This window comes from Pseudomonas lurida, from assembly GCF_002563895.1.
GTDB lineage: Bacteria > Pseudomonadota > Gammaproteobacteria > Pseudomonadales > Pseudomonadaceae > Aquipseudomonas > Aquipseudomonas lurida.
Genome location: NZ_PDJB01000001.1, coordinates 4,226,565 through 4,252,966, shown reverse-complemented (window position 1 = coordinate 4,252,966; position 26,402 = coordinate 4,226,565). Strand labels below are relative to the sequence as shown.

The 26,402-nt window shown below is 52.4% G+C and carries 25 protein-coding genes and 4 pseudogenes; 8 read left to right on the top strand and 21 right to left on the bottom strand.

What is annotated here, in order from left to right; genetic code table 11:
- Position 1: 1 nt before the first annotated feature.
- Genes ATH90_RS19270 through pilL2 form a run of 5 tightly spaced genes read right to left on the bottom strand, consistent with a single transcriptional unit; the run spans position 2 to position 3,050 of the window.
- Positions 2-517: an integrating conjugative element protein gene (locus ATH90_RS19270; RefSeq protein WP_211290122.1), complete on the bottom strand. Its 516-nt coding sequence runs from the start codon at positions 515-517 to the stop codon at positions 2-4.
- The gene (locus tag ATH90_RS19265) at positions 514-1,074 is read right to left on the bottom strand and encodes a lysozyme family protein (RefSeq protein ID WP_098467055.1); all 561 of its coding nucleotides are present in this window, start codon (positions 1,072-1,074) and stop codon (positions 514-516) included. The genes ATH90_RS19270 and ATH90_RS19265 overlap by 4 nt, the downstream gene beginning before the upstream one ends.
- Positions 1,059-1,784 carry a TIGR03759 family integrating conjugative element protein gene (locus ATH90_RS19260; protein ID WP_098467054.1) on the bottom strand — a complete coding sequence of 242 codons (726 nt, stop codon included), beginning with the start codon at positions 1,782-1,784 and terminating at the stop codon, positions 1,059-1,061. Before ATH90_RS19260 ends, ATH90_RS19265 begins: the two co-directional genes overlap by 16 nt.
- A gap of 10 nt (positions 1,785-1,794) precedes the next feature.
- Positions 1,795-2,463: a hypothetical protein gene (locus ATH90_RS19255; protein WP_098467053.1), complete on the bottom strand. Its 669-nt coding sequence runs from the start codon at positions 2,461-2,463 to the stop codon at positions 1,795-1,797.
- Positions 2,463-3,050, bottom strand: coding sequence for a PFGI-1 class ICE element type IV pilus protein PilL2 (pilL2, locus tag ATH90_RS19250; protein ID WP_098467052.1), 588 nt, complete (start codon positions 3,048-3,050; stop codon positions 2,463-2,465). Before pilL2 ends, ATH90_RS19255 begins: the two co-directional genes overlap by 1 nt.
- Positions 3,051-3,694: 644 nt before the next feature.
- On the opposite strand from pilL2, the gene psrA reads away from it, so the two are divergent.
- From psrA to phnX, 4 genes are all read left to right on the top strand, one after another.
- Positions 3,695-4,786 (top strand): iron-containing alcohol dehydrogenase PsrA, encoded by a 1,092-nt coding sequence (gene psrA, locus ATH90_RS19245; protein WP_141537502.1) that lies wholly within the window; start codon positions 3,695-3,697, stop codon positions 4,784-4,786.
- A 115-nt stretch (positions 4,787-4,901) separates the two neighbouring features.
- On the top strand, positions 4,902-6,197 hold the full coding sequence (locus ATH90_RS19240) for an MFS transporter (RefSeq protein WP_098467051.1): 1,296 nt from the start codon (positions 4,902-4,904) through the stop codon (positions 6,195-6,197).
- A 54-nt stretch (positions 6,198-6,251) separates the two neighbouring features.
- A complete protein-coding gene (locus ATH90_RS19235) occupies positions 6,252-7,124 on the top strand; it encodes a LysR substrate-binding domain-containing protein (RefSeq protein ID WP_098467050.1) in 873 nt (290 codons plus the stop codon).
- Positions 7,125-7,210: 86 nt separating this feature from the next.
- On the top strand, positions 7,211-8,038 hold the full coding sequence (gene phnX / locus ATH90_RS19230; protein WP_098467049.1) for a phosphonoacetaldehyde hydrolase: 828 nt from the start codon (positions 7,211-7,213) through the stop codon (positions 8,036-8,038).
- Positions 8,039-8,275: 237 nt separating this feature from the next.
- On the opposite strand, the gene ATH90_RS19225 is transcribed toward phnX, so the two are convergent.
- The 3 genes and pseudogenes from ATH90_RS19225 to ATH90_RS19215 all read right to left on the bottom strand — a co-directional run.
- Positions 8,276-8,962, bottom strand: coding sequence for a hypothetical protein (locus tag ATH90_RS19225; RefSeq protein ID WP_098467048.1), 687 nt, complete (start codon positions 8,960-8,962; stop codon positions 8,276-8,278).
- A gap of 1,204 nt (positions 8,963-10,166) precedes the next feature.
- Positions 10,167-12,812: an autotransporter outer membrane beta-barrel domain-containing protein gene (locus ATH90_RS19220; RefSeq protein ID WP_098467047.1), complete on the bottom strand. Its 2,646-nt coding sequence runs from the start codon at positions 12,810-12,812 to the stop codon at positions 10,167-10,169.
- 273 nt (positions 12,813-13,085) lie between these two features.
- A pseudogene (locus tag ATH90_RS19215) lies at positions 13,086-13,769 on the bottom strand (EAL domain-containing protein); the annotation flags it as partial.
- 516 nt (positions 13,770-14,285) lie between these two features.
- Between ATH90_RS19215 and ATH90_RS19210 the strand changes: the two are divergent.
- Positions 14,286-14,669: a LysR family transcriptional regulator gene (locus ATH90_RS19210; protein WP_342352876.1), complete on the top strand. Its 384-nt coding sequence runs from the start codon at positions 14,286-14,288 to the stop codon at positions 14,667-14,669.
- Between the two features lie 222 nt (positions 14,670-14,891).
- Here ATH90_RS19210 and ATH90_RS19205 read toward each other — a convergent pair.
- The 5 genes and pseudogenes from ATH90_RS19205 to ATH90_RS19185 all read right to left on the bottom strand — a co-directional run bounded on the left by ATH90_RS19205 (position 14,892) and on the right by ATH90_RS19185 (position 18,177).
- Positions 14,892-15,431 (bottom strand): annotated as a pseudogene (locus tag ATH90_RS19205) (lysis system spanin subunit).
- A complete protein-coding gene (locus ATH90_RS19200) occupies positions 15,413-15,976 on the bottom strand; it encodes a glycoside hydrolase family 19 protein (protein ID WP_098467044.1) in 564 nt (187 codons plus the stop codon). Before ATH90_RS19200 ends, ATH90_RS19205 begins: the two are co-directional and overlap by 19 nt.
- A gap of 63 nt (positions 15,977-16,039) precedes the next feature.
- Entirely contained in the window at positions 16,040-17,083 is a 1,044-nt protein-coding gene (locus tag ATH90_RS19195) for a phage late control D family protein (RefSeq protein ID WP_098467043.1), read from the bottom strand.
- Positions 17,084-17,164: 81 nt separating this feature from the next.
- Positions 17,165-17,338, bottom strand: a complete 174-nt coding sequence (locus ATH90_RS19190) for a tail protein X (protein ID WP_098467042.1) — start codon at positions 17,336-17,338, stop codon at positions 17,165-17,167.
- Between the two features lie 7 nt (positions 17,339-17,345).
- A pseudogene (locus tag ATH90_RS19185) lies at positions 17,346-18,177 on the bottom strand (phage tail protein).
- A 318-nt stretch (positions 18,178-18,495) separates the two neighbouring features.
- Between ATH90_RS19185 and ATH90_RS19175 the strand changes: the two are divergent.
- A complete protein-coding gene (locus ATH90_RS19175) occupies positions 18,496-19,347 on the top strand; it encodes a DNA/RNA non-specific endonuclease (RefSeq protein WP_098467039.1) in 852 nt (283 codons plus the stop codon).
- A gap of 89 nt (positions 19,348-19,436) precedes the next feature.
- Here the strand turns inward: ATH90_RS19175 and ATH90_RS19170 are convergent, their stop codons facing one another.
- From ATH90_RS19170 to ATH90_RS29180, 4 genes are all read right to left on the bottom strand, one after another.
- Complete coding sequence (locus ATH90_RS19170) at positions 19,437-19,820, bottom strand: HNH endonuclease (RefSeq protein WP_244905992.1); 384 nt, start codon at positions 19,818-19,820, stop codon at positions 19,437-19,439.
- Positions 19,821-19,947: 127 nt separating this feature from the next.
- On the bottom strand, positions 19,948-20,586 hold the full coding sequence (locus ATH90_RS30055) for a hypothetical protein (RefSeq protein WP_244905991.1): 639 nt from the start codon (positions 20,584-20,586) through the stop codon (positions 19,948-19,950).
- Positions 20,587-20,750: 164 nt separating this feature from the next.
- Entirely contained in the window at positions 20,751-21,125 is a 375-nt protein-coding gene (locus ATH90_RS19160; RefSeq protein ID WP_098467038.1) for a CCDC90 family protein, read from the bottom strand.
- Between the two features lie 451 nt (positions 21,126-21,576).
- Positions 21,577-22,071 carry an SLATT domain-containing protein gene (locus ATH90_RS29180; RefSeq protein WP_141537500.1) on the bottom strand — a complete coding sequence of 165 codons (495 nt, stop codon included), beginning with the start codon at positions 22,069-22,071 and terminating at the stop codon, positions 21,577-21,579.
- Positions 22,072-22,288: 217 nt separating this feature from the next.
- On the opposite strand from ATH90_RS29180, the gene ATH90_RS19155 reads away from it, so the two are divergent.
- Complete coding sequence (locus ATH90_RS19155) at positions 22,289-22,654, top strand: histone-like nucleoid-structuring protein, MvaT/MvaU family (RefSeq protein WP_098467037.1); 366 nt, start codon at positions 22,289-22,291, stop codon at positions 22,652-22,654.
- A gap of 344 nt (positions 22,655-22,998) precedes the next feature.
- Here the strand turns inward: ATH90_RS19155 and ATH90_RS19150 are convergent.
- Positions 22,999-23,852 (bottom strand): IS5 family transposase gene (locus ATH90_RS19150; RefSeq protein ID WP_098467036.1). Its coding sequence is split into 2 segments (ribosomal slippage): positions 22,999-23,508 and positions 23,511-23,852, totalling 852 coding nucleotides; the frame shifts between segments, so codons are not numbered across the junction.
- A gap of 72 nt (positions 23,853-23,924) precedes the next feature.
- On the opposite strand from ATH90_RS19150, the pseudogene ATH90_RS19145 reads away from it, so the two are divergent.
- Positions 23,925-24,278: pseudogene (locus tag ATH90_RS19145) on the top strand (GNAT family N-acetyltransferase); the annotation flags it as partial.
- An 84-nt stretch (positions 24,279-24,362) separates the two neighbouring features.
- On the opposite strand, the gene ATH90_RS19140 reads toward ATH90_RS19145, so the two are convergent.
- The 3 genes from ATH90_RS19140 to ATH90_RS19130 all read right to left on the bottom strand — a co-directional run bounded on the left by ATH90_RS19140 (position 24,363) and on the right by ATH90_RS19130 (position 26,307).
- Positions 24,363-25,100 (bottom strand): DNA cytosine methyltransferase, encoded by a 738-nt coding sequence (locus tag ATH90_RS19140; protein ID WP_098467035.1) that lies wholly within the window; start codon positions 25,098-25,100, stop codon positions 24,363-24,365.
- A 130-nt stretch (positions 25,101-25,230) separates the two neighbouring features.
- The gene (gene radC / locus ATH90_RS19135) at positions 25,231-25,725 is read right to left on the bottom strand and encodes a RadC family protein (RefSeq protein ID WP_098467034.1); all 495 of its coding nucleotides are present in this window, start codon (positions 25,723-25,725) and stop codon (positions 25,231-25,233) included.
- A 111-nt stretch (positions 25,726-25,836) separates the two neighbouring features.
- Positions 25,837-26,307: a DUF3577 domain-containing protein gene (locus ATH90_RS19130; protein WP_098467033.1), complete on the bottom strand. Its 471-nt coding sequence runs from the start codon at positions 26,305-26,307 to the stop codon at positions 25,837-25,839.
- Between the last annotated feature and the right edge of the window lie 95 nt (positions 26,308-26,402).

The window sequence follows — 26,402 nt, the reverse complement described above, 5'->3', positions numbered from 1 at the left end:
ATTACTGCTCTATGCCGGTCGCAGTGATCAGCACTGGGTAATGCTCCACACCCATTCGCAAGGCCAGGTCATCTGCGGACGCAGGCACCATTTCAAGTCCGGCACCGAGTTCACGCAGTTCTGTCAGTGCATCTAAGTGCTGCACGTTCACCACTAACCCGACCGCACTTATCTCATGTAGTAGATCCGCCCTGGCTGCTAACCAGCGACGTGAGAGGTAGTCGTCACCCACAAGAAATAACGGCACAAGCCCGGGGACATTGTTTACGCGGTTTTCGACTTTGCCTGGGCTTAAATGCTCGGACTTCACCGGCAACATATCAGCCTCGCTGTATGGATCAATGCGCACTGGCGGCAAGATCATGGGCTTGGCCGATTGGTCGTCAGAGGGCAGGTTGAGTGTTCGGTAGTAGGGGAGAGCAGAAGTACCTCCAACATCCTCTACGACAACCAGGGCGGCATGAGTGAAGGAGTAAATCAGGAGTGTCACGACTCCCAAAACGAGGTGCATTTTCATGGCGTCTTCGGTCCTTGAAGTGATGGGTGGGTGATACGAGAGAGGTGTTGAGCGAATGACTTTCGATAGCGTGCTGCGGGTACACCGCCCGCCGGGCGGTGATAGCGTCCCGCGGCCGTTACCCAGTCGTTTTCTGCGGTTTTGTGCTCTCGGAGTAGGGCGGTAGCCACCGCCAAATTGCGATACGGATCCAGGGCTTCGCACGGCTGGAGAAAACGTTCGCCGTTCCAGCCAATATTGATTTGGCCCAGCCCAACGTCTACTGCCTTAGTACCTACATCGCGTATGGCTTGAAGTAGTGCGCTGCAAGCCGTCTCGCGACGTGAAAAGCGATAAGGCTTGCCGGCGACGTTTAAGGTCCAGGGCCAGGGAATCAATTGGCCTCGCAACGCTGTACCGCTTTCCTGAAGCGCCAGTGCGTAAAGCACCTCTGCCGGAACGCCCGTGCGATGCGTTGCCAACTGATAAGCCGGTGGCGGACCTTCGTAAGCTGAGGCGCTTACTGCTGCCAGCCCTCCTGTCAGAAACATGCCAGCGACGATCAATGCCGCTGCCATTGACCATTGACCTGTCGCATCACTGCTGGGAATGACTCTCCGTCACCTAGGCTGGCCCATCGGCCACCGTCGTGATTCAGGGTGATGTCGCGGCTTCGCACTTTCTTCGGGTCAATGCCTGCTTTGTTGGCCCAACCTCGAATGAGCTCGTCGTTGCCTCGTGCCCCCACCAAGTAAAGATCAAAGTGGTGATTTGAATTTTGAAGTCGTATAACCCGCTCTACGCATCCCTTGCAGTCGATCGAAACAAAGACCATCAATCTGGCCTGTGTCGTGACAGGAGAGGACTGGGGTATGTTGTCGGCACCTATCAAGTTTACGGATAGCAGGTTGGGGTAAAGCCGCGCGAAGGCCTCGTCGTAGGCATTCTGGTAAGCAAACAGCTTTGTAACTCGGCGGTACTCGGCATGCGCTTGCATCTCTGTATAGCGCTTCTGCTCTTCGCTATCGCGTGCCTCCAGGCCCAACGCAGTCAGGGGGTCAATACCGGGCGAGTAGACGCCCAGTGGCCCTTCCATCAGCTCGCGGTAACGCTGCCACTCTTGCGCCTTAAGTCCCCATTCACTGGCTTTTGATTGTTCCAATGGGGAGGTGAGCTGGCCCTGGGTACGAGTGTTTTCAATGACTGACTCCTGGTCTTGCGCATAGGCCTCAGACCAATCTGAAATGCACAGGCCACTCAGCGCGATTACCAAATACCTTTGCTTCATCGCAGATCTCCTAATTGATCGTCACGTTGTGCGAGGAGCCATCAGGCCGTCTGAAACGAGCGGTATCAAGCAGGAGTGCGTCTAGCCTCCAGCCCAGGTATGAGCCAGTAAGACGCAGTAACTCCACATCATCCAGGCGAGTCAGATCTGTGGCCGCCACCGCCAAAAACATCACACCTCCGCGCGACTCGACACCAAGTATGTTGAAGGGCAGCGCGGTGGGTTTGTTGGCCAAGGCCTTTGGCTGAGAAGGGCGTGGAGTGGAGGCGGCTGCCGGCGATGCAGTGATAGGAGGTAGGCTGTCGATGGCGTTTTTCAGCGCCTGCAGTCGGTTATCAAAAAGCTGCACTTGCTCCGCAAGGTCACCCAAGTCACGCTGCAGTTCTTGAACATCAGCAGATTGCTCATTGGTCCGATTCAGTACATTAAGCTGCTCCTGAAGGGTGAGCTCACGGATCCGAAAAGTCGCCTCAGTCACGAAGCCCATTTGCTCCAAGGTCTCAAGCTTGGCGTTCACCTCTTTGAGACGCTGCTGAGTGCTTTCAAATTGATCGCTTGAAGGCGTTTGCTTCATGGCTGAGGAGCGCGCGGATAGCTGCGCACCCAGGAAAAACGCTGCACCTGTTAGCAGCACCAGTGTTCCGTTTTGTAGAGCGGGCAGGAGAGAGCGGCGATTCATCACTCACCTCCCGTACGCGTCTTACTGTCTGTGGTCTTGCTTACAGAGCCAACATTCCACGCGAGCTCATAAGGACTGCGGGTTTCAAAGCAAATGGTTCGCGTCTTTTCATCAATAACTGGCTGCCAGGCAACACCTGCCAACGTCACTAGCGCGTTGCGTAATGAGATTGGGCCCAGGCGGTAATGCGAGGCCGGGAGGGGATGCATGTACAGCGACTGCACATCATCATTTGTCGGGCACAACTGGTACCCCGAATGGCGCACCACGTACGCCAATGCATCCCGGACCGTAGGAGCAAGTCCATCAGGTATTTGGATGTCGATCACTTGGGTCAGCAGATCGATTTGCTCTGCCCTGGGCGACGTATTGGCAAGGGTGTAGCGACCATAACGAATAGCCGATGAGAGTTCCGCATGTACGAAAGCCTTAGCGTTACTCAAAGGCCGAGCAATATGGGCAGGCTCCGTTACCGGTTCAGGCTCGACCGATCCGGGAGACGACATACAGCCTGAAAGCAAGACTACCGCTAGCGGCAAAGCGGACAGTGTAGCGGCATTCAACGGTCGATTCAGTTGGTAGAGCATCCTTGTTTCCTCACGCAAACGGGGGAACAAGGTGGCAAATTGAAAGGATGGTGACCGCAAAGAAACTGATATTGCCGATAAAGCTTTCTCAGACTAATCGAGTCTACCCGCTACCCATAGGAGGACCTACGGCTTGGATGATGGGAGGGGCAAATAACGGCCAGAAGCGGTCTTCCAACTCGTCATACCCGCGGATCATTCGTGCTTAGTTCAAGCTAGGTAGCTGTCAATCAATCCTGGTGTTGATCTAGCTAGCTTGGAAAACCGACGTATTAGCTGCGTGCGCTGGTTCTCGCCCATGTCTGTAGGGCATTAGCCACTAGCCACGAATCGCCCCGGCTTTTCATTCCCCGAAATCACTTCCGTCTTTGTACCTATCAGAGCCGCTCTCGAACGGCATTTATCGATCCGAACCATATTCGCATTGGTCGGCGCTGGCGCTTTGGAGTTGGCCAGGTAAGCCGCCTCAAACTTGGTGTCAGGCCGTCTACGCAGTGCCATTCAACACGGCAGGCACCATTGAAGCGGTCTTCTGTGCAGGCCTTTTATCGGTTCAGCCGATTGAAGCCTTCGAATTATCGATTTGAGCCTTTGTTACAATCGCCTGAGTATGGGGCCACCTACAACAAAAACTAGGATTAGCCATGAATACTCGATTCCATAACCCAGTTGATACACGTTTCGGCTGGGGCAGCCTGCTCCAACTTGCCGACGTCACAGAGAATCAGAAAGTGGCTCTGGTGACCTTTCCTGAGGCACGCGAATTGGGGCTTATTGAGCGTATCCAGGATCTGCTGGGCGACCGTTTAATATATGTAGTCGAGGATGTCCAACCCAATCCGGACGTGGCCCAGTTGCGAGATACCTATGAACGTTTTTGGCAGCAGGCGGGTGACTGTCATACGGTGATCGCCGTCGGGGGGGGCAGCGCCATTGACACGGCCAAGGCACTGATCGTCGGAACTGAATCGGGGCGTTTCGATGAGTTGCTCGCCCTGTTGGCGACAGGCAAACCCTTTGTACCGTCACGCAGCAAATTACTGATCGCTGCTCCTACAACGGCGGGCACCGGTAGTGAAGTTACGCCTTGGGCGACGATCTGGGATTCGGCTAGTCACAAAAAGTATTCGCTGCACCTTGAGTGCACCTGGCCAAAAGTCGCCATTATCGACCCTCAGCTGATGCTGACGGTGCCGGGTAGTGTCACAGTTTCGACGGGATTGGATGCCTTGTCGCATGCCCTCGAATCGGTATGGAACGTCAACGCCAACCCGATTTCGGATACATTCGCCATCTCCGCCATCGTAGATATTTTGGAATGCCTGCCATTGCTGCAGCGTGATCTTTCAAATGAGGAACTGCGTTCGCGCATGGCGTTGGCTGCGCTCAAGGCCGGTCTGGCTTTTTCCAATACAAAGACTGCCCTTGCGCATTCCATCTCCTATGAAATGACACTCCAATACGGTTTGCCGCATGGCATCGCCTGCTCGTTCACTCTGCCACTGGTGCTCGGCCTCGCGTGGGGGCATAACGAGGCACGCGACCGGACACTTCAGCGAATATTCGGTAACGACTTGATCAAAGCACAGGATCAGTTGCGTAACTTCCTGCATAGCCTGAACGTGAAAACTGAGTTTTCGGATTACGGCGTCACTGTTGAGCAGGCGGAACAGATGATCAATTTCGCCATGCAGGGCGCACGAGGTAAGAATTTCATTGGCTCCCTGGTTGCTTAGCAAGCATTGATACCCACTGCCGGCAGGAACACTCGCCGCGATGATTTCCTACTGCACCAAAGGTGCCATCCACCGACGTCAATCGGCTGGACCGAACAATAATAAGGAAAAGATCATGAATCGTGCCCAAACCATGCCTGTTCTTTCCGCAAACACTGCCTCGTTCCGCGCGGCCCAATGGCGAATGCTACTGGCCGCAATGTTTTGTTATTTGTTTTTCTATACGGGTCGGCAAACGTTCGGTTTCGCCATCCCGGGTATTCAAGCTGAATTCGGTTTCACCAAAGAACATCTTGGATGGGCCTCGGCCGCCATGCTTTGGGCGTATGCCATAGGCCAGGCCATCAACGGCAATCTTGCGGATAAATATGGTGGCCGCCGAATCATGACGGCCGGCGCTGTACTCTCCTGCGCAGCCAACTGGTTGACCAGTTTTGCCAGCAACTTTGCCGCACTGATCCTGCCTTGGGGAATCAACGGTTATTTCCAGGCTCTGGGATGGGCACCGGGTAGCCGGCTGATCTCCAACTGGTGGAGCGCAGGTGAGCGCGGCAAGGTGTATGGCTTGTACGTGTTCGCCGCTGGCAGTGCCTCGGTGTTGTCTTATGTGACCTCAATTGTGGTGCTCGAAGTGATGCACCTAGAGTGGCGCTGGATATTCCGCCTGCCCGTACTGCTGATGCTGGCGGGGGGCATTATCTTCTATCTGGTTGCACGCGAACGCCCGCAGGACATGGGGTTTGAACCCCTTGCCGATACGGGGGTGGCCAACGCGGAGGACAAAAATCACGAAGTAGCCCACGGTGAAGAAGAGACTTCTGCTCAGCGCTATAAAGCGGTTTTGAAGAACGTTCGATTGATCATCGCAGCGGTGTCCCTAGGTTTTCAAAACGCCGCTCGCTACGGCTTAATCGTCTGGGTACCCGTGCATTTCCTGGGCGCGAACTGGAAAAGCGGCGACAGCATGATTGATCCCAAGTGGATCACCGTTGCGTTGCCAGTTGGCATGGCCATCGGAGCTCTAAGCAATGGCTGGATCTCGGACAAATTGTTCGGTTCCAAACGCTACCTGGCGATCATGCTTTACATGGCGCTGGGCGCTGCAACCAGTCTGTGGATGTGGACGCTGGCGCCTCACAGCCCAATGGGCCTCATTGCATTGTTCCTGTGCGGATTTTTCGTCTATGGCCCAGCATCGAGTTTTTGGGCGCTATGCCCTGACCTAGTTGGCGCTAAGCGTGCTGGTACAGCGACAGGCGTGATGAACTTCTCATCCTATCTGTTCGCGGGTCTGGCAGAACCGCTGATCGGCAGTATGCTCGACAGTACCGGCAATACATCGTTGATCTTCATCGTGGTGACTTCGGCGTGTGTTTGCAGTGCGGCAGTCGCGCTGTTCATAAGACGCTAAGCGTAGGTGAGTGCGGTTTGATCCAACGTTCGCGGCTTAGGCACAGGAACTTTTATGTACCAGTATCATAAGTGGTTACGTTCTTTTCACGCTGTCGCGAAGACCGGCAGTTTTACCCTTGCTGCCGAGTACCTCAGCGTTGGCCAGCCGACGGTGAGTGAGCAAGTCAACGCACTGGAAAAAAAGTTCTGCGTGGAACTGTTCCACCGCCGCGGCCGCTTCATCGAAATGAGTGCCGCAGGGCACAAACTCTATGCGATCACTCAAGGACTGTTTGGGCAAGAGGATGAGGCCGTGCAACTTCTGCAAAGTTTCAAGCAACACAAAACAGGGATGTTGCGTCTGGGCGCGGTGTCACCGCCCATTGCGATGAACCTGACGTACGAATTGATGCAGCGTCATCCAGATATCGAGCTTGAAACTTCTTTTTCCGCAGAAAAGGAGACGCTGGACCGGCTGTTCAACTTCGACATCGATGTTGCAATCCTGGCGCTGTCTGAATTCGACCAGCGCTTTGATACGCAGCTGTACCGTCGCTATCCAATTATTGCTGTTGTGCTTGAGGACCATCCTTGGGTAAGCCAAGCAGAAGTGCACGTCGAGCAAATCAGCCAAGAGAAATGGGTGATGCGGGAGAAAAGCTCGCGGACTCGGCAATTGGTAGAAGAAAGTTGTAAGCGCCTTGATGTCTCGTTGAATTGCGTTATGCAGCTTAATAGTCGAGAAGCCATCGTTCATGCCATTGCAAAGGGCATCGGCATCGGTTTTGTGTCTGCCGTCGAGTACGCCCAAACGCCAGGGACAAAACCGATCACGTTTGTAAATCACCCGTTTTCCATCGACTACCACTTGTGTTGTCTGGGTATTCGCAGAAACCGGCCAATGATTGCGGAATTATTCGACTCAAGCCCAACGCCAGAAATTTGATTCTGTCACGCGTTAAAACATTCGAACAGCCTACTTCTCGTTGACGAGAGGGACGGTCATCCCATACATAAAATTGGAGATTTACCATGAACTATCAGCAACCCTCTCATGTACAAGCCTTGGTTCTCGACTGGGCTGGCACTGTGGTTGACTTCGGCTCTTTCGCCCCAACCCAGATTTTCGTAGAGGCTTTCGCAGAGTTCGGCGTAGCGGTTTCTCTTGAAGAGGCACGAGGCCCTATGGGCATGGGCAAGTGGGATCACATCCGCACGCTGTGCAATCAACCACAGATCGCCGAGCGCTATCGTGCTGCGTTTGATCGCTTGCCAACCGATGATGATGTCACTGCACTGTACGAACGTTTCATGCCCTTGCAAATCGAGAAAATCGCCCTTCACTCCGCGCTGATTCCTGGAGCCTTGGAGACCATCAATGCCTTGCGTGACCAAGGTATTAAAATAGGCTCCTGCTCGGGTTACCCGGCCATTGTGATGGAAAAAGTGGTTGAGTTGGCTCGGCAGAACGGGTACGTCGCCGACCACGTGGTCGCGACTGACGACGTGCCCAACGGTCGGCCTTTCCCGGCACAGGCGCTGGCTAACGTGATTGCACTGGGGATCAGCGATGTTGCCACATGCGTTAAAGTCGATGACACATGGCCTGGCATTCTTGAAGGCCGCAGCGCAGGTATGTGGACGGTGGCACTGACATGTTCCGGCAATGCACTGGGACTGACTTACGACCAATTCAAGGCGTTACCCGTCGAAGATTTAGCGGCAGAACGGACCCGTATTGGCAAAATGTTCGAAGGCGCTCGCCCGCATTACATGATCGACACTATTGTCGACTTGCCGAGTGTCGTCAATGACATCAATTCGCGGCTGGCACGAGGTGAAACGCCGCAAGGTTCTTGACCTATTTACACGGATTGTGGCGAGCAAGCTTCTTGCCGTGAGCCCGCTCGCCACAAAAACCAAAAAAACGCCGAAGCAGGTTTCCTCACAACTCACACTTGGTTAAATCGGCGTTTAAGCGCTCTATACCGCATGTGCCGGGAGCCGTTCAGCGGGAGTGGCAGCATACGGCCAAAAGCGGACGTCATCGGCAGATCCGAATTTGCAGACGACGCTTGAAATAATTGCCCATGCAAATTAATCCACCGATGGTGTAGCTCTGGCAGGCAGCGGAGGCACTGTCACGCCCAAGTACTTTGCAATTCGCACCGAGTCCTCTCGGCACCCATTAGCGAAAGCCAATTTCAGGAACCCGGCCGCGAGTTCTTTCGTTTGCTCGTCTGCCACCCCCAGAGCCAACGTGTAATAACCTTCAGCACGAAAATTCTCAGCGCTTAAGGCCTGGGGCCGCGCATTGTCCACGACCCATTGAACGGGGTCTTCTCCTGGTTGCAACTTTGGTTTGTTCTTGGGGAAGCAATACGGGAATGCCGTCAGCAATGGGTATTCCGACAAATAGGGATCTTGGCCCTCAACCGCCATTTGTAGTATTTTCAACCGCCGGGTGTACTCCTCGCTCATTGGGAAAGAGCGAACACACTTTGCATACTCCAGCGCACCCGCCATCAGCCCGCGCTCAGCGGCTTGGCCATACAGTTCACAAATAGTCTTGTTGCCTTTTATGGGTGTTTTTCCAAACAACAGCTTAGCCTTTTGGTACATAGCGACGGCATGTCCGGCGGCGATGGCATTATCTGGGTGCGCGTACATACGATCACTGACCTTCGTCAGCTCATCAACAGTTGCCCTTCCTTTCGCTGGATCAGTGTCCGTCTGCGCCGCTAAGTTCTGAAGTCGTGTAACAACGCGTTGTAGGTCTTCCATGTCCTTCTGGGCCGCGTGATACTCGGCAATGGATTCAGGTGGCGGTTCTCCAGCGAATGGATAGAGTAGGGATGAAGCAAAACCCTATGGCTGAAAGATATCGGTGGTACATGCAAATTACCTTATGGATGAGCGGGGGAGTTTTGGTAGCCCTGTGGTGCGAGTAGCTACTCCGGACGAGGCAACTATTATGCCGCTATAGATTTAAATTGAGCACTCTGGAGGGCACCGCGATCGTTTGTGGCCCTCAACTCTGAGGAGAATTTAAAGAGTTTGTTACAGCGTGTCGATAGTCAGCGATTGGCCGTTCTACGCCAGCGCCGACCGGCCGCTTCGGGTCGTAAGCAGCCTCTCGCTACGTCGCATCGCTCACACCCCGATTGTGTAGGGGTATGTGGGGGGTATTGGGGGAAAAGCCCGTGGTTGCTGGCTGTAATGCGCGAATACATGAGGCTGCATAAACGCCTAATTGGCATTGGATGGCATTGTTTGGCGTACGGTTTGCCCCATTTTTGCCCCACGCTCGGCGCTCGAGGCTCTAGAGAGAGAAAATCCGTCCGAAATGGATTGGACATAACCTTCTCTCATAACTTTAGCCCGCTCGGCCAAACCACTGAAAGCTCTTTGGCTTGTGCGAATTCTAAGCAAACCCGATTGCTGCCTTGCAAAAATACTGCTGGCAAAATTGAGCAAGACGTGTGTGGCAGACGCTACGGTGGAGAGGCTGTCAGCCAAAGGCACTCACCGAGTGCAAAACACCTTAGAAAAGCGGTTTCCGTCTTAAGCGGAGTAGGAACCACATTTGCGTTAGCGGCAGCGAGCCCTCGACGCTACCAAAATGTTCATATTCCGGCGAGTACTTTGGAGGTGACTTAAATAGGAGTCGACCGGCGCCTCGATTCTTTCGACGCACATGGCCTCTTATCTTCAATCTAATTCGTCAGCCTGAGATGGTTTTCTAGGACTGCCAATGCCACTACTACCAAGCCAGTCGCGTTTTTTTTTCGCCAACCTAAAACCACTTCGACAGCTAGATTTAAAGCAACGCTTAGCAAGATCAAGTTGCTAGGAAAATAAATTGAACCCCCATCAACAAATTGTTCAAAAGAAGAAGCAATATTTCCCTTAAAGAATGCGCTACGGCGCCCAGCCAGCTGATAGCCTGCATCACACCTATACATGTGTGATGCAAACTAAGCTAAACCTAGAAAACTATTTTCAGGGTCGCATCGACTCCATTGCTTTGAGCTTCGGAACCAAAGTTTCCTGAGTAGCCAATGCCAAGTGAGACGTCTTTCAGCAGTTTTATATTTGCACCCACGCCAATCATCGCCGCGTCACGCGAAAGCTTTGCGCCGGAGACTTTGAAACTAGGAGAGCCACCGATACTCATGGTTGCGTCAGGGCTTACATCGCCAAGAACGTGCTGCCATCCAACACTCGCATAAATTGACCCATTAGTATTCTTGATCTTAAAAGGCAGCGATGTTCGCACACCCGCCGTGGAGGTGTTAACCGCAACCGAATCTCTTTTTCCAGTTATTGCTTCCGCACCACCCTTTTCTTTAAACCCTGAGGTATCCATGTCAATCCGAGACAAATTAACAAATGGTTTAAGTGTTGCCACACCCAAACTAATTTTATAGTCCGCCTCAGCAAAGGTTTGGATAGTATCAACTGTATATTTCGAAGAAACCTTATCGGAAAAGCCTGAAAACTCTACATCACGCTTAGTATCAACGTCATGCTTGCCGTAAATCACACCACCACGCAACGAGATTTTGCCTATGTCCTTTGAGCCATAAACGCCAAAACTATAGTCGTCTGATGAGTTCTTCGTCAATAGAGATTTTGCATCTGACTTGGAGTGTCCGGCACCAGCCATTACACCAACTCTTGCGTCGTTAAAAACAGGGAAATCAACACCCGCAAGCACACCATCAGTACTATTTGTTAACGCTGATGTTCCCCCACCAGCCCCGAACCGAGTGTTGTCACTGTATGGACGAATCCACACAGACTTCGTCGGGCGTAGCTCTCCATCTTTATTAAATTCTCCAAGGAGTTGTTGATTCACTGCTTGCCCTAGCGAAAACTCATTCTCTATGAGAGCAGTTTTAGCAGAAGCGTAGAATTCGCCGGACAACGCATCAAAAGCCGAACGAGCAGCGTTGAAGTCCGTACCAAGCGCCAGGACCTTATTAAACAAACCCAAATTTTCGCTAGAAGAACTCAGGCCATATAAAGCACCTGCAACTGCAGATTGATTTTTTGTTTTAGCCGCAGTCTGAAACGCATTGGGATTGAGTGTAAGACCTAAATTAATGTACGTATTCTGACGATCAACATTTGCAGAAAGAAAGCCATTCTGCAGGACAACTTTTGAAAAATTACCAACAATTCCATTTTCAGACTTAAGAATTGTATAGCTCTGAGGCTTTCTATAATCCACTATTGGGTCAATAGTGAAAACAAGAACATTGACATTACTGCCAATGACCGTCTTCCCAGTATTAGTCCTACTTGTATCTGAACTCACTTCAACCAGATCGCTTTTTCCGCTTGCATCTAACGAGACAGAATATACAGAACTATCGTTAAAGCTTGCATTACCAGTAACTTTTACAGTCCCCAAGGCCTTGGCACCAGGAGATAAAGTCGAACCCGTACCAACATTCAAATCCGAAAAAATATGGCCAGTACCGGCGAATACTCCTTTATCAGAGATCTTCACGTCCCCAAAAATATCACCTGAACCTTTATACTCCCCACCGTCACTGACGCTGAGCGCTCCTAGTATATTACCAACCCCAGAGAGCACTCCACCACTGCCAACATTTGCAGACGAAAACGAATCACCAAAATCTTCATCAAGAACAATTTCACCTTGATTAATATTTAATTCGCCTGAGAACTTTGAGCTATCACCTGTCAATCTGGTGACGCCATCACCCGTTTTTTTAATAGTACCCTTACCTTCAATAGTCGAATTAAACAGTGACTCGGAAGGGCCATTTGTATTGAAAACCAAAGTCCCTGGACTACTGAACACAACCTTAGGCGTATTCAAGCTTTGCTGCCCATCATTGTTTTCAACAGTAACAGTTGAGCCGGCATCCTTAAAGGTTAAAGCATTTGTGGCATTTACTTTAGTTCCACTCCCAATACTGATATCGCCCTCAGCATAAATATCTTTAGTATTAACAGTCGAGCCACTATCCTTAACTATAAACTGGGTATGACTTCCATCTGCGGCAGTTGCTTTCCCTACCTTGATAGCTTCGGCCGAATTGAACACAGCACCGCCGGAAACAGTAGCTTTTACTTGACCACCTGTGACACCTAAAACCGCCCATCCGTCACCAATATTAACACTCGTGCCAGCCCCATCAATGAGCACAGTAGCACGGTCGTTTATACCACGCCCAAGATTCAGACCTCGAGCGATTAGAGTAGAACCAGATAATACGTTTAGACTTAGCTGATTGGCCGCTTGATTCGGCGGAGTGGCGTTATTTCTATCTCCAAGATTAAAATACGAACCGATAGAAATAACCCCTTTATTAGAGAGATTTACCTGACCAGCGCCTACGATTTTCATATTTCCTGAAGCTTGAAAAATACCGCCATCCTTCGCTTCCACAATCACATCAGTACTATGACTACCAAAAAAATTATTAGCGGTGTACCCGCTGTATACGTTAGCATCTCCATTATTCCATGTTGTCCCGATAAGAGTCACAGATCCAGGATTTGGTGCAATACCATAACCCAAAGCACTTCCTACAGACCAATAGCAACTGGAAGCACCTATTATCGCCAACACGAGTTTATTTTTTTGAATTTTCATTTCTTTATCGCCTCACAGCCAGACATACAAGATTATTAGAGCCCACTACACCTTGAGACTTCAGTGCCACACTAAAGGAACATAGGAATAACTACACGCAACTTAAATGACCCAACCCAAAGCCTAAGATCGGACTCTCTTGCAATAGCCTTAAAGTTTTTAACGCAATATTCGACGAGATGTTTTGATATCTACAGACGCCTTTCATATTGAATAAATTTGCTTTTAGAGACGCTCAAACACACAGCCCCATCGCACTATATTAATTTTTATTCATAACATTAATAGATGTTTTCTTTTTGACGAAGGTCCTCCTAGGTAATAGCCTTGCATATAACTGCAGCCAAGCCTCCTAGCATTCAAAGCATCGTTTTCACTTTCAATCCCTTCAGCTATTACTTTCGACCCTGCATCCTGAATATACATCACCACATTTAATGTCGCGTCAAAACCCATGAAATCACTACTCAGACTTCTTATTGTGCTTTTATCTAATTTCACGTAATCAAACGTAAAATTTTTTATTGCCGCAGCGCGGGGCATACCCGTGCCAAAATCATCCAGAGCAAACCGCACCCCCAATGACCTGAACGATTTCACGAACTTAATAAACGCGGAGTGATCATCAATTGCAGCCCCTTCAGCCAGCTCGATAATTAGTCTATTAGCAACCGAAGGATTTTTTCTTAGAACTCTCAAAACGGATTCCCACCAAAAGTCCAGATTGAAACTCAGGGCAGAAATATTACACGCAACAACAGCACTATAATCAATTTGCAGCCTACCTATAACTGCACCTAATACATAACGATCTACCAACCTAATCTGACCAGTCTTTTCAAAGGCGCTTATTGCTCTTTGCGTATCGATTCTGGCTCGTTCATCAGAGAACCTTATTAGAGCTTCGCTGTAAAGAATGGCTGTTCCCGAAGTGTCATATACCGGTTGCAGATTAAGGCTACATTTATCCCTCTATAAAACATCTACGAGACGCTGGAACAAGTTCATTTCAAACTCGCACCTCGCCCTCCAGGCACTTGTATTCTGGGGCGCCGCCAGCATCATCGAAAAGCTTGTTGATATACTTTTAATCGAGGCATGGTCTCTTGAAGATACGCTACTAGAAACGACTTAACTAATTGATAAGTAGGCATAATGGGTAAGTGCTTTCCAAAAAATTGTTAGTGGCAAAGAATAACATCAAGGCTTCTGCCATCAAATTAGTTGCACCACCACCCAGATTGACAGAGACCACGCATTCATCTTCGAATGCCCGTAAGAACGAAAAAACCAAAAATATAAAGATGACTCTGAATTACTTCTGAAATTTCCGCACAACATTCCTCACCATACAATGCGCGGACATGCTTATAATTAACAAATTAAATATGAAAGCACGCAACTAAATTTTTTTCTGCAGATACAGTCGAAAAATGAGAACTCTTTTCATTTTAGGTAGAGGTCGCAGAGAAGATGAGCTATGTTCTCAATTCTGGCGATTCACAAAAACAAGGCAACCAAGGAAGGTGTGTTAAGGATTCTTTAAATATGTCCACGATCTTTGAGCTTGAGCTTTTCTTGTGCGTAGCTCGCCACTCCAGCCTGTCCGCCGCTGCACGGTCCCTTGACGTCAGCCCTGCCGCCGTTAGCTTCGCCGTCAAACGCTTGGAGGAGCGGCTGCGGATGAGCTTGTTTGCCCGTACCATTAGGAACCTGCGCCTAACCGATGAAGGGACTCGTTACCTTGTGTGTGTCGAATCAGCTTTAGAGTTACTGCGTCAGGCTGAGAGCGCACTCCTGCAGCGGGTAGACGAAAAGCCGCATTGGGGTTCAGCATCAAATTCGTGTAGCGCGTAGGTGCCAGGTTAATTTGCACTGAAAGAATTGTTAGTGATAGACGTTATTTGAACCAACGAAACTACGCTGTCGGCTAGGCAAAGATTTTGCCAGTCCGAGGACTGGTAGGTAAGGAGCCTTTAGCGCGAAGCTCACTCTGCATTACATAAAAAGTAAACTTGGCTGCACTTGCTGGGTATGTGGCTGGGCAGGATGTTGACACATCCTGCCCGGCAGCTTCTTTTACTTCGGTGTAGAAACTTCTCTTGCATAGGCCTGACAGGCCCGCAGGGCGATCAATCCTTGGTCGCCGGCGTCGGTGATGCCGATAATTCGTTGAGCATGCGCTGGGTCAAGTTGGGCTCTTGTGGTGCCATGAACCACGCGGCCGGCGGCGGCGGTTGGCACTGAACAACTGCTCGTGGCATCGGTGGTGGCGAGAATGACTGACAGCCGGAGATCAGCAGTAGCCAAGCGATCACGCAGACGAGCCTGTTTCGTTTGCTCATCGGTCAGTTCCTTGTGGTGGGCTTCATCTTTGTTCTGCAGTCGCTGCTCCAGGGCGAAGCGCTTGTGCTGCTCGGTAAGCTGCAGAGCCGCAGAGGCTTGGGATAACTCGTTGAGTGTGTCCGCATGCAGCCGGGCCTAGCGCTCCCACTGCTGGCCGTACCGCCAGCCTTGCGCGGTCCAGGCCAAGGCAGCAGATCCGACCGCCAACATCACCAGCAACATGCTGACCGCCACGAGCCGGTATTGCGGGGGGATCAGGTCGAAGAAACGCATAACACCGCCCTCGTCCTGCCCCACAACTGCAGCCGATCTTCCAGGCCATTGAGCCCGCCATTGATCCGGCGGGTGATGGTGTTGAACTGATCTTGATCCGCGAGTGCGTTCAACCCGTTCACCGACCAGAACCACGCTGCCGACTCAGCCGCCCATTGCGGCAGCTCGAGCAGCTCAGGCGTGCCCAGCAAACGTTCATCACCAAACAGCGCCAGGCTGCAGCGCAAATAGTTGTCGTGAACGGTAATCTGGATCAACCCACGGCCGCGATAACGTTGGCCGTCACCGTCAGCTGCAGGCGTGTTCCCAAGCTTGACAGCCTGAGGCCCGGTGTCGTACTTGCTGAGGTATTGATCGCTTCCCAATTCACGCACGTACTGCAGTTGGCCGGACTCATGCCCGACCTGGGCCAGGAATGCAGCCTGACGCTTCGGCCTGTCGATCTTGCGGTTGGTCATGGCCGCGTTTAGCGCGGATACAAAAACGCCCGCTTTGCGGCGGGCGTTGGGCATGATGCTTTGAAGTTGCAGCTCAGTGATGGACATCGCTTTTTCCCAGGCAAAAAAATGCCGCTCGATGGCGGCGAATGGTGAGATGGGTTCCGCCAGTTACAGCTCCAGAACTTTTACCTCCTTGGTTTTTTTCGTCTTCTGGCCTTTGGCTTTGGCCTTGCCTTTCTTGCCGCCATTGCACTCAACGGTGGTGGACCAGCCAGCCTGAGTGAATACCTGCTCAACCGAGTCGACCAGGTACTCGCCATCGATGCCGACCTTGAAGCCGGTGGCGTTTACCGAACGCTCGGCAAACAGATCGGTACGCCCAGGCATTTCAAGACGAACGCCTGCAGAAGATCGATTGAAGGCAGTCAGGCGGGTCTTATCGGCCTGGGCCGCTGCGGTCTTATTGGGGTAGATATGACGGTCTGGATGCACCGCCGGCAGCCCGTCGGGCACATCGGTGTTGTCCAGGCTGATCAGCTTCAGCTCACCGCTTTTCTTGTCCTGATGCTTGGTGGCCACCGCCTTGTGCGTATTGCGATCGCCTAAGCGGAATTGCCACCGACTGACATCGGCGGGCGTGATGGTAACGGTGCCCAAGGTCTTGCCGCTCGCACTGGTGCCGCCGTCGCGGGTCATGACAATCAACTTTCCATCGGCCACCTTGGCCGTGCAGTCGTGTTGCTTGGCAATGCGGGTGATGAAGTTGAAATCAGACTCGCTGAGCTGGTCAGCCCGGGGCACGTTCGTGGAGACGTTGCACACCGGCGTCCAGCCGTTGCGGGCAGCCACGTCGGCCACGATCTTGGACAGTGGCACATCTTCCCAGCTACCGCTGCGCACCGTCTTTCCGGTACTGCGCATGTCGCCGGCCTTGCCGCGCACGACGATGGTGTTAGGCGGGCCGGATATCTCGACCTCATCCACCATATAACGGCCCAGGCGCACCATGGACGTTTCGGCATAGCCCAGGTAGATCTCAATGCCGGCGCCGCGCTTGGGCAGCGCCACGGCGCTGTCGCGGTCATCGATCCGCAACTCGAAGTCGTCAGACTCCATGCCTGGTTTGTCAGTGGTTTTCAGCAATAACAGGCGGTCATTGATCAGCGCGGTAATGTCTTTACCGTCTGCAACGACACGAAAGCGAGGGGTCATGGTTCACCCAGTTACCCCGCCAACGCGGGGAAATGTTGGCGGCCGTTACGCGTAACGGAAGGAAAGGACAGCCAGGCCTGGCTAATCCCAAAGCATCACAAGTTCTTCAGTGGGTGCCGGCATGTCCGGCAGGACAATCACCACACCAGCTCGGTACGGCTGAACCTCATCGGCCAGCCCCTGATTGGCATCGAGCACGGCCTCCACCGTGCCGCTCAGATGGCCGTAGTAGTTGTGACAGATGGTGTCCAACAGATCCCCGTCAGACGTTCTTCATGTCGTCGCCATAGCGTACAAACTCCAGGGTAAAGCTTTGCTTACGCGGGATGCCGCCGCCCAGCAGCGCGCTTTGTTCTTCCTCCACACTGGTCATGCACCAGGTGCCCAACACGTCGCCGTAGCCAGTGGTCAGCGTCATGGGCTGCAACTTGCCACCCAGGGTTCGCAGGGTGTCCAGTTGCTTGATGCCGCCCCTGAAGCCCGGGAAGATGGCGCCCTTCAACGTCAGCTTTTCGTCCCCACCGATAGCCTGCTGGGCTGGTCGACGCGTCAGGCGCTCCTGAGAGGCCCAGCAGAAAGCTGTCGAGCGGCGCAGTTCATCAAAGGCCGCCGTGTCCAGATTGAAGAAGTACGGCTGCTGTTTCGGATCACGCGGCTGCATGATCATCAGGTGCGGAAAGGGTTTCACCGCCTCCGGCGCCGGTGCGGCATCAGCAGCAAAGGCCCCGGTCGGGAGAATGCCAGACAGCGAGGGCCTGAACTTGCCGGCGATATTGTTGATCGCCGTCGCAGCTCGCCCGGCCTGCTCGCTCAGCGCTCCCAAGCGCTCATCAATCTGAGACGCCGCCCAGGTGGCTGCGCTGTACACCGAGACCACCTGGCCAACCTGCTGTCACCCCACGCATAACGCGCTGCTGCTTCTCGCCAATGGCCGGCTCCACAAAAGGGACGCCCTCCAGCTCAGAAGCCGCACCGCTGAGTTCACTGATTGCGCCGTCGACCGGCCCAATCATCCCATCCAGGCTACGGCGACCAGTCTCACCTGCCGCCGCCAAGGACTTCACACTTGCTTGCAGCTGCTCCATGTACCCCATAAGTCCCCCGGGTCAAAGGTGCGCATCGTCGTAGAGCCTGCGGCTCTCCAGTTGCTGAGTGATTTCTCGCTGATGGCCGATCTCTGCCCTTCACAAAGGGCAGATGTTGCCCGCTAGCAGAGCATCAGGACAGCTGTTTTCGGCCATCAACAGACAACCTCAGTGAAGACCACAGCGTTCAGACTGAGACTGCTGATAAGTGCGGCCGCGTATCTAAAAAGCTTCAAATAGACCCGTTCATTTAGTTCGCATTCGATGGAACCGAGATCCACCAAGTTGTCACTCATGGGCACATCTTTTCACCCTAGGAGTTACACCATGCAAGGACGTATAAAACTCAAGCATCTAGCGCTTTTGACGCTTCCCCTCATTGCAGCATGTACTACGCCAGATAGGACACCCGAGCCCACGATCGAGCCGCGCACCCAGCTTGTCGAAGGACGCTTATTCGATAACTGCTCGGTGGGTTGTCCTTCCGGCGGAAGTCCTTTAACTCTGATCCGGGAGGCTTACACGCTGAACAACAATGGCTCGACCAAATTTGCAAACTGGGTGTCGTACAAAATCACGAAGGAGTCGGCAGCTAGCGGCCGCCCGCGTAACTGGAAGACGGATCCGGATGTCCCTGTCGGCGAGACACTTGATCCCGTGGACTACAACGGCGCAAACGTTGCGCTAAAGATCGATCGCGGTCATCAGACGAACCTTGCCTCGATGGGGGGCGTTCCTGACTGGCAAACCTTGAACTACCTCTCCAACATCACCCCTCAGAAATCCGACCTCAACCAAGGATCCTGGGCTCGTCTTGAGGACCAGGAGAGGAATCTAATTAAGGACGTAGCTATCGATGAGGTGTACGTCGCCACCGGTCCGCTCTATGAGCATTTTGTGGGCACGCTCCCAGGGACGAACAACGTCCACACCATCCCGAGCGGGTATTGGAAGATCATCTTTGTAGGACCCTCACCAGAAAACGGGCTGCATGCCTCCTTTGTCATGAACCAAGAGACTCCGCGCAACGCGAACTTCTGCGCTTACCAAGTGACTGTCGATCAGATCGAAGAAAGGTCGGGGCTCACTTTCTGGAGTGATCTACCGCTGCCAGTGCAGGCGACGCTTAAGAAGCAACAGGGCCAATTGCTAAGTCGCCTGGGCTGTATTGAACGTTGAGGCCATTTTGCTCGGGCTGCTGATGCTGGTGGCGATTCTTCAGTGATTTCGCGACCGTAAGTGAATTGGATATAGGCAGTCTTTAGCTCTTACAAACCTGCTATTTGAAAGGGATGCCAACCGCCGTTTCTCAGCTTACGTTGCACCATTTCTTGATAGGTCTGAGGGGTGGATGGATGCTTTCTGTTGTGTCGGCGCTGGTTGCACACTTTGCAGGCGGCGGCGATGTTTGAACCACGATCGTTACCGGCGTCCTGTTTTGCCACGAGGTGCTCGGCTGTGCACTTCATGAGCTCGGCCTGCGCGATTGAGCAGCCGTACAGCTTTGCGTAGCGAGGTGCTGAGCTAACCCACATTGGATAGTCGCAATAGAAACAGCGACCATCCTGGCGGTAGTACGCATACGAGCGAGATTTGGCAAGTAATGTGGGCACCGATAGCTTCCTGACGGCGAGGCAAATCTGTTGCTGCATCCTTCGCAACCTGCGGGGGGAGGCCAGTTCATAAGCGGCAATGGAAAATCAGGAGTACCCCCTCAGTGCGCTAACAGAGCGCAGAGAGGGAGAATGAGCCACAGATGGAATGCGGCGATGTGATGAATCAGTACTCGGAAGGTAGAAGCAAGGTGGTGACGCTTCTGTCCCTCTCTGTGATGATCCAGAGCTTTCTTTCCTGCCCTGCTTCAATCTCGTAGGACGAGAACAAGCGTTCACCGTACTGCAGTGCCTGCTCATTGCTCAGCTTGTCTTGGTCGCACAAATCCCCCCAATCACCGACAAGGTGACGGTTGAGATGAGGATGCACATCCAACAGTCCTTGTTCGATGAGCGAATGCACGCCATTGGTCATCATCATTAGGCCTGGGTCAAAAAAGACATCAGGTACCTTCAATTCTAAAGATGAGCTTTCACGCCGAAGAACAATACGTAGCGTGGATGGTTGATCCGCTGCGTGCTCCACGATCAGCCGTAACTCCAGCCAGTGTCGATCGACACGATCACCGCTAGGTAGAAAACGATACAGGCCAAACTCATAGAACGGCTCTACCGCATCTACTTTTTCGGTCCTGTACATAAGGCATGCATACGCGGCTTGAAGGGTTTCGCCTAAGCGGTTTCCCAGGTCACCAAGGCTCGCTGGTTGCTCTAGATACACCGCTTCGTGCCAGGCGTCTTGCGAGAAGATGACTGGCGACTGAAGTAGCTTCGATTGAAGCGAGGTGAGGTTTTCGATTTTCATATGTCTCTCCGAAAAACGCCCAAAACGGAGAGACACGTCGCCCAAACGGGGAGTGTTCCCCGTATGGACTGAATAGGTGTGAATCAAGACGTGGACGATGTCGACGTCTAGTAGCTAGTAGGCCGCAGAATGGGCACTGCTGGCTGAGAGGGTGAAGCTATAAATCAGGACGCAATGACTTTTCCGTAAACCTCATAAAGATTTTTTAGGATGGGGAAGCCGAAGCAAATTACCAAGAGCCAAAACTGCCAGCGAAGTACGGTGATGTTTGACTCAAGCTTTGAAACGGCACCGTGGAATTGGCTTGCTTGCCGTTCGATCAATGTACGTAGATCTGCACCTTGCTCTTTTATAAGTGCCGTGAGATCGGTACGAAGTCCTGAGATTGAGCCCTCAAGATGCGATTCGGTCCGCTCTAAGTCAGATTTTGATGCGAAATGTTTCACGTCATCCTCCCAAGCCTCTACAACAGCTTTAGCTTTGTTATTAGGCACACTGATAGAAGTCAGTGCGTCATAAAGGGCTAGCGATAGTTTCATCGTGTCTCCTGCAGTTGGCAAGCGACGCAGAGTCCCACCTGACGGTAAGCTCCCGTCACTGTGGGGTGGATGCATTCCGTCGGCGAGCATATCGACGATGCCCACGCTTCCGAATGCGTTGTGAGCTTTAACTGATCAATGCGGTAAAGCGCATTCGTGGCCTTCTGGATCATGGTCACCTGGGCAGGTGCTGTCGACGACAGCTAACCAGATCAAATAATCAGCTTAAACGTTGCGATGATCCAGTCAGACATTTCCTGCATTTTTGTAGGCTCTGCTGACTGCTTCACACGAATTGAGGAAAGGAGAGGCCGCAGGATTTTGTCATTGCTGAACCGCGTTGATCGCTCACAAACCTAAAGTCTGGGAAGCCGCCTTATCTGAGTGTAAAACCTGAGCACTGATTGTATCCAGATGAATATAAAATACAGAGGAGGAGCGTAGCTCCACTTCAGTTATTCCATTTTGATAGCTGACTAGGGTCTGCTATTTCATTATGGACCCAGCGAGGTAGGTGGGGAGACTCTTCAGCTATTGCATCAAGCCTAGTCCGTATTTTGTCCAGTAATTCTTGTGTCACTGAAGTGTTCGTGCCGAGTTGCTCAAGCTCTCTGCCCGCCGAGTTGTACTTTGAGCCGGCAGTTCTATGCTTCTCCCCCTTATTCTGATAGCCCATTGTTACCGACAAAGCGGCTAGCACCGCCGCTGCCAAGCTTAAAAAGCCTAGGCAAATTTTCAAGAAAAACCCTGATTGCTCCTCTAGCGTAGCGAACACGGTCGTACCGATTATGGTCGATAGTACTGCTGCTGTGACTGTTAGTCTCATGTTCGCTTTCGAGTAGAAATCAGCAGTTTTGTAATGTCCGACCGCAACGGTGCTGCAGCGTGTGTACCATTTTTTCAGTAGTAGTTCGGCGTTTTCTGGAAGTTCAAGGTCTGCTGACATGAAATCATCCCTAAAAGTAAATGAGGACCAATTCTCGTTAAGAAATCTGAAATTTCACTTGGTATGAAATGTCTAGCGTAAGCTGATTTATAGTATTCATGTGAGGCTAGTAAACCCAGCACGTTAGAATAGGTTTTTTCCGTGACTGATCTGCATTATTGCCTTAGCATACTAACCATGCCAACCATGATTGGCTTCAATATCAAGGAAATCTTCAATGTCTCGTCTAGTGGAATACCGTAAGCTCGAGCAACAACTGGCGGCTCAGCTCGCAGAGCTTGAGTCCATGAAAAGCGATTCTGGTCTGAAAAAGGAAATCGAATTCGAGAAAAAACTCCGCGCTCTGTTGGGGGAGTACAGTTTTAGCTTGAAAGACGTAATCAATATCCTTGACCCTCAAGCTGGTCGCCGTGTAGCAGTAGCCAAGCCGGTAACGGCTACCCGTAAAGCACGTCAGCTGAAGATGTACAAGAACCCTCACACGGGCGAAGTGGTGGAGACCAAGGGCGGCAACCACAAGACCTTGAAGGTATGGAAATCCGAGCACGGTTCAGACACCGTTGAGTCCTGGCTGTCGAAGTGAGATCAATGGTTTGGCAACATAAGGGCCCTTGATGGGCCCTTTGTTGTTTTGAATTCCAGGGGAGAGGATTAGCCTCTTTTTTGAAATGTCTATTACAGAATCTCGGATCTGTATCCAGTAGGTTGAATTTCACCTAAATCGTGTATTTTCTGCCAACACATAGCCAACGAGACAGTCTCACCCATGCCAAAAAATCAAATCGACATCGTTATTGGCCCGTTCAGTCCACGGAAGTTGATGAGGTGATCGAGAATGTTATGGGGGCCAGGGCGCAGATTTTTCCAACGCTGAGCCAAACAGCAACGCCACCTAATCTCGCGGGATTCAAGGCGGCGTATCTAGTTCTAGGCTCTGTACGAAAAGTATTGTCGTAAGCACCGCATCGCACAGGCCAATGAGACCATCGCTGCAAAACTTGTTGCGAGCTTGTCAAAACGCGTCACGATGCGGCGGTTCTCCTTCAGCCAGCCGAACATGCGTTCGATGATGTTGCGCTGCCGGTATTTGGGGCGATCAAACAGTCTGGGTAAACCCGGCTTGGGTTTGCGCTTCATGCTGCGCAACGGGATTACCGGTTGCATTCGATAACGATCACAGTACCGGCGCAGGGCTTCAGCATCGTATCCTTTGTCGGCCAACAGCCATCGGCAGCGTTTGCGAGGACGGCCGCGCAAGCTTGGGATGTAAGCCTCATCCAGTAACGGTTGGGCATAGGCAATATTGCTGGCTTGTCCGCCTGACAGCAGGAAACGCAGCGGCACGCCATTGGCGTCGCATAGCATGTGGATTTTGGTTGTCAGGCCGCCCCGACTGCGTCGGAGCGCGTGATCTTGCAGTTCTTCAGGCCCCCTTTTTTTCCGGCGCCTGATGAGGCTCGGGTTGCACGAACGGCACTGGAGTCGATCATCCAGGCTTCCAGATCAATCAAGCCCTGCTCGTTCAACCGGGTATGAAGGCGCTGGAGCATTTGATCGAAAGCGCCACAATTACGCCAGTCGCGAAACCGTTGATACACCGTTGACCAAGGGCCAAAGCGCTCTGGCATATCTCGCCAGGCTGCTCCCGAGCAGAGCAACCAAAGCACGCCGTTGAGCATCAGGCGATCATCGACTCGAGGGCGCCCGGTGCGTCGGGTTCGAGTAAAGATATCGGCAATCAGGTCCCAGGCGGTGTCAGGGAGTTCATATCGCTTTGCCATCTTGGCCTCCTGGCTGTAATGGCAATGAATTTTACAGAAAACGGTGTTTCGTGAGTTTTCGTACAGAACCTAGGAAAGGGGCAATTTCTCGTAGCTCGCAGGGGCAACGAGATTGTCGCGACCATTGGTTACCTACCTTAGGATTACCGTTTTCCTCAACTCGACTAATCGGGCCTCAAGGTCGTCGAAGTGGTGCGCTTGTTCGTGAGTCCAGATCAACGAAGCTCAGGACTCGCCGCGAAGCTGTATGGGTATCTGAGGACACTAGCCTTCGCCGGTGGCATTGACGTGCCGTACCTGCATACCCATCCCTTTCTCCCAAGTGCGATTAGTTTCTGGCAAAAGCACGGGTTTGAGACGGTGGATGTGGAAGACGATCCGTACTGGCAGACAACGCATATGCAGAGCTTTCTGCCGAAAGGCTGAATCAGCACCCACTGAAAAAGTGTTCAGGTTTCTTACCGAACGCAAGGTTCAGTGCACGTTAACTCGGCGTCTAGGCAGTGACCCTCAGGCTTTTGCCTCGCTCTTCAAGATACTGAATGCGCTTGCCACCACTCTTGGTACCTGCCCATTTCCAAGGGCTTTAATCCGGTCCACCCGCTGGGCCAGCCCATCAACCACTCGACCCACTCCGGGTTCAACTGGCCACTGTCTGACGCCATCACCGCATGGTCCAGTCTGTCTCTCGTTCGGTCCCTGCCACACTTTCGCTTCAGCGACTTGGGTGATGAACCCTTGGCCATGCTCGCTGTTGGGGTAGGCCAATAACCAGATCCTGTCACGCTTATGGGGCGCACCGCATTCACTCGCTGATACACGACACCAGTGAGCGTCATACCCCATTTGGGTAAGGTCACCGAGGACCAGGGCAAGGCCTCGTGTAACGAGCATTGGGGAGTTTTCCAGCCACACAAAAGTCGGTCGAACCTCATCGACGATTCTTGCCATTTCTTTCCAAAGGCCTGATCGAGCACCCTCACTGCCGACGCCTCTGCCTTGAATGGAGATGTCCTGGCACGGAAACCCGCCAGATACCACGTCAACAATGCCTCGCCACGATCTACCGTCAAAACTGCACACGTCAGACCAAATCGGGAAAGCCGGCAGGGCTCTATCGTTTTGTCGTTGCACGAGAACTTGTGCGGCGTAGGCATCACACTCAACAGCACAGACGGTGCGCCATCCCATGAGTTGGCCTCCGAGTATTCCTCCACCAACACCTGAGAAAAGAGCCAGCTCATTCATCCTTGATCCTGAATGTTGAGCCCGCTTAAAGCTGAGCCCATCGATAACGGGAGAATTCCTGAGTGAGGTCGGCAACGTTGTGTCTGTGTGAGGAACAACGGGCGCCCGGGTAGGGCGCTTTGGTCGATGGCTATAGCCAGCCATACTCAGCCAGTGAGACCGGGGAGCCTTCAGCAATGATGAAGTGATCCAGCACCCTGACTTCCACGAGTTCCAGCGACTCCTTGAGGCAGGCAGTGAGTCGTTGATCTGCCAGGCTTGGTTTGCGACATCCCGAAGGATGGTTGTGGGCGATGATGATCGCGGCGGCGTTATGCGCTAAAGCACGCTTGATAACCTGCCTTGGGTGGATGACCGCGTTGCTGATACTCCCATGAAAAAGCACCTCGAATTTAATGGGTCTATGCACGCTGTCCAGATAGATCACCGCAAAGACTTCGTGATCCATCGCAGCGAGTTGCAGCTTTAGGTAGTTGCGCACCGCATGGGGATCCTGAAGCTTTGGTCCTCGGGTAAAGAGCCGACGGTCGAGGATCTGTAAGGCCGTCTGAATCAAGTGATCTTCGTCCTCACGGCAGACGATCGTGGGTAGGGCCGCAGTGCCTAAGTCGTTGGTGTGACTCATCGCGTAAACCTCTGAATGGGTTGCAAGAGACACGCGGTCCCCAAGGGAGTCGTTGTCCCTCGAGGGTGGGTGAGGGCGCCTTGAGGGGGCGCCTAGGTGTTTTGCTGACGGTCAGATCTCGCTTGCGGCGGGCACTGGGCTCTCCATAACGGAGTTTGGCTGTGCGTCCTGTGCTGATTCCTTGGGCGGAGCCCTGAATACGATCTCGCCATTGATTCTGATCATGGACAGATAGAGCAGTCGTCCTTTGAGGCTCGCACCAGGCTGACCTTTTTTGTCGCCCTTCTGGTACGTGAAAGGTGAAATCCAAATATCACCGATTGTGAAGCACACCAAGACCTTATCCCCTGAGTTGATCTCTTCCATGCAATTGCGAATCAGCGTGTCCGCTTCAGCGCCCGTCACTCGGCAGTCGATGTAGGTGTATTCAACGTCATCAGCGGCGCCGTGAAGTGCAGCTACGGTCACTGCCATAAACGGTTCTGCCTTGCGCACTTGGACCTCTCGTGCGCGACACAGGTATCCGATACCGCGAGTGTGCAGATCGTAGTATTTCGTTTCGTTGGTGGAGAATTGCGTCATGAGTTGCTCCGTTTCTTGGCAAAAACGAGAAGTCACTCATCCCCAGGGAAAGTGATTTCCCCGTTGGGTGGTGTGATAGGCATTCGATCGTCAAT

Bases quoted from the DNA above. Each gene is read 5' to 3' on its own strand.
- phnX (WP_098467049.1), top strand. From the start codon at position 7,211: ATGAACTATCAGCAACCCTCTCATGTACAAGCCTTGGTTCTCGACTGG.
- ATH90_RS19160 (WP_098467038.1), bottom strand. From the start codon at position 21,125: ATGAAACTATCGCTAGCCCTTTATGACGCACTGACTTCTATCAGTGTG.
- ATH90_RS19170 (WP_244905992.1), bottom strand. From the start codon at position 19,820: ATGCAGCAACAGATTTGCCTCGCCGTCAGGAAGCTATCGGTGCCCACA.
- ATH90_RS19220 (WP_098467047.1), bottom strand. From the start codon at position 12,812: ATGAAAATTCAAAAAAATAAACTCGTGTTGGCGATAATAGGTGCTTCC.
- ATH90_RS19260 (WP_098467054.1), bottom strand. From the start codon at position 1,784: ATGAAGCAAAGGTATTTGGTAATCGCGCTGAGTGGCCTGTGCATTTCA.
- ATH90_RS19140 (WP_098467035.1), bottom strand. From the start codon at position 25,100: ATGAATGAGCTGGCTCTTTTCTCAGGTGTTGGTGGAGGAATACTCGGA.
- ATH90_RS19210 (WP_342352876.1), top strand. From the start codon at position 14,286: ATGAGCTATGTTCTCAATTCTGGCGATTCACAAAAACAAGGCAACCAA.
- ATH90_RS19175 (WP_098467039.1), top strand. From the start codon at position 18,496: ATGCAAGGACGTATAAAACTCAAGCATCTAGCGCTTTTGACGCTTCCC.
- ATH90_RS29180 (WP_141537500.1), bottom strand. From the start codon at position 22,071: ATGTCAGCAGACCTTGAACTTCCAGAAAACGCCGAACTACTACTGAAA.
- radC (WP_098467034.1), bottom strand. From the start codon at position 25,725: ATGAGTCACACCAACGACTTAGGCACTGCGGCCCTACCCACGATCGTC.
- ATH90_RS19270 (WP_211290122.1), bottom strand. From the start codon at position 517: ATGAAAATGCACCTCGTTTTGGGAGTCGTGACACTCCTGATTTACTCC.
- psrA (WP_141537502.1), top strand. From the start codon at position 3,695: ATGAATACTCGATTCCATAACCCAGTTGATACACGTTTCGGCTGGGGC.
- ATH90_RS19265 (WP_098467055.1), bottom strand. From the start codon at position 1,074: ATGGCAGCGGCATTGATCGTCGCTGGCATGTTTCTGACAGGAGGGCTG.
- ATH90_RS19235 (WP_098467050.1), top strand. From the start codon at position 6,252: ATGTACCAGTATCATAAGTGGTTACGTTCTTTTCACGCTGTCGCGAAG.
- ATH90_RS19130 (WP_098467033.1), bottom strand. From the start codon at position 26,307: ATGACGCAATTCTCCACCAACGAAACGAAATACTACGATCTGCACACT.
- ATH90_RS19225 (WP_098467048.1), bottom strand. From the start codon at position 8,962: ATGGAAGACCTACAACGCGTTGTTACACGACTTCAGAACTTAGCGGCG.
- ATH90_RS19155 (WP_098467037.1), top strand. From the start codon at position 22,289: ATGTCTCGTCTAGTGGAATACCGTAAGCTCGAGCAACAACTGGCGGCT.
- ATH90_RS19200 (WP_098467044.1), bottom strand. From the start codon at position 15,976: ATGTCCATCACTGAGCTGCAACTTCAAAGCATCATGCCCAACGCCCGC.
- pilL2 (WP_098467052.1), bottom strand. From the start codon at position 3,050: ATGCTCTACCAACTGAATCGACCGTTGAATGCCGCTACACTGTCCGCT.
- ATH90_RS19255 (WP_098467053.1), bottom strand. From the start codon at position 2,463: ATGAATCGCCGCTCTCTCCTGCCCGCTCTACAAAACGGAACACTGGTG.
- ATH90_RS30055 (WP_244905991.1), bottom strand. From the start codon at position 20,586: ATGAAAATCGAAAACCTCACCTCGCTTCAATCGAAGCTACTTCAGTCG.
- ATH90_RS19195 (WP_098467043.1), bottom strand. From the start codon at position 17,083: ATGACCCCTCGCTTTCGTGTCGTTGCAGACGGTAAAGACATTACCGCG.
- ATH90_RS19240 (WP_098467051.1), top strand. From the start codon at position 4,902: ATGAATCGTGCCCAAACCATGCCTGTTCTTTCCGCAAACACTGCCTCG.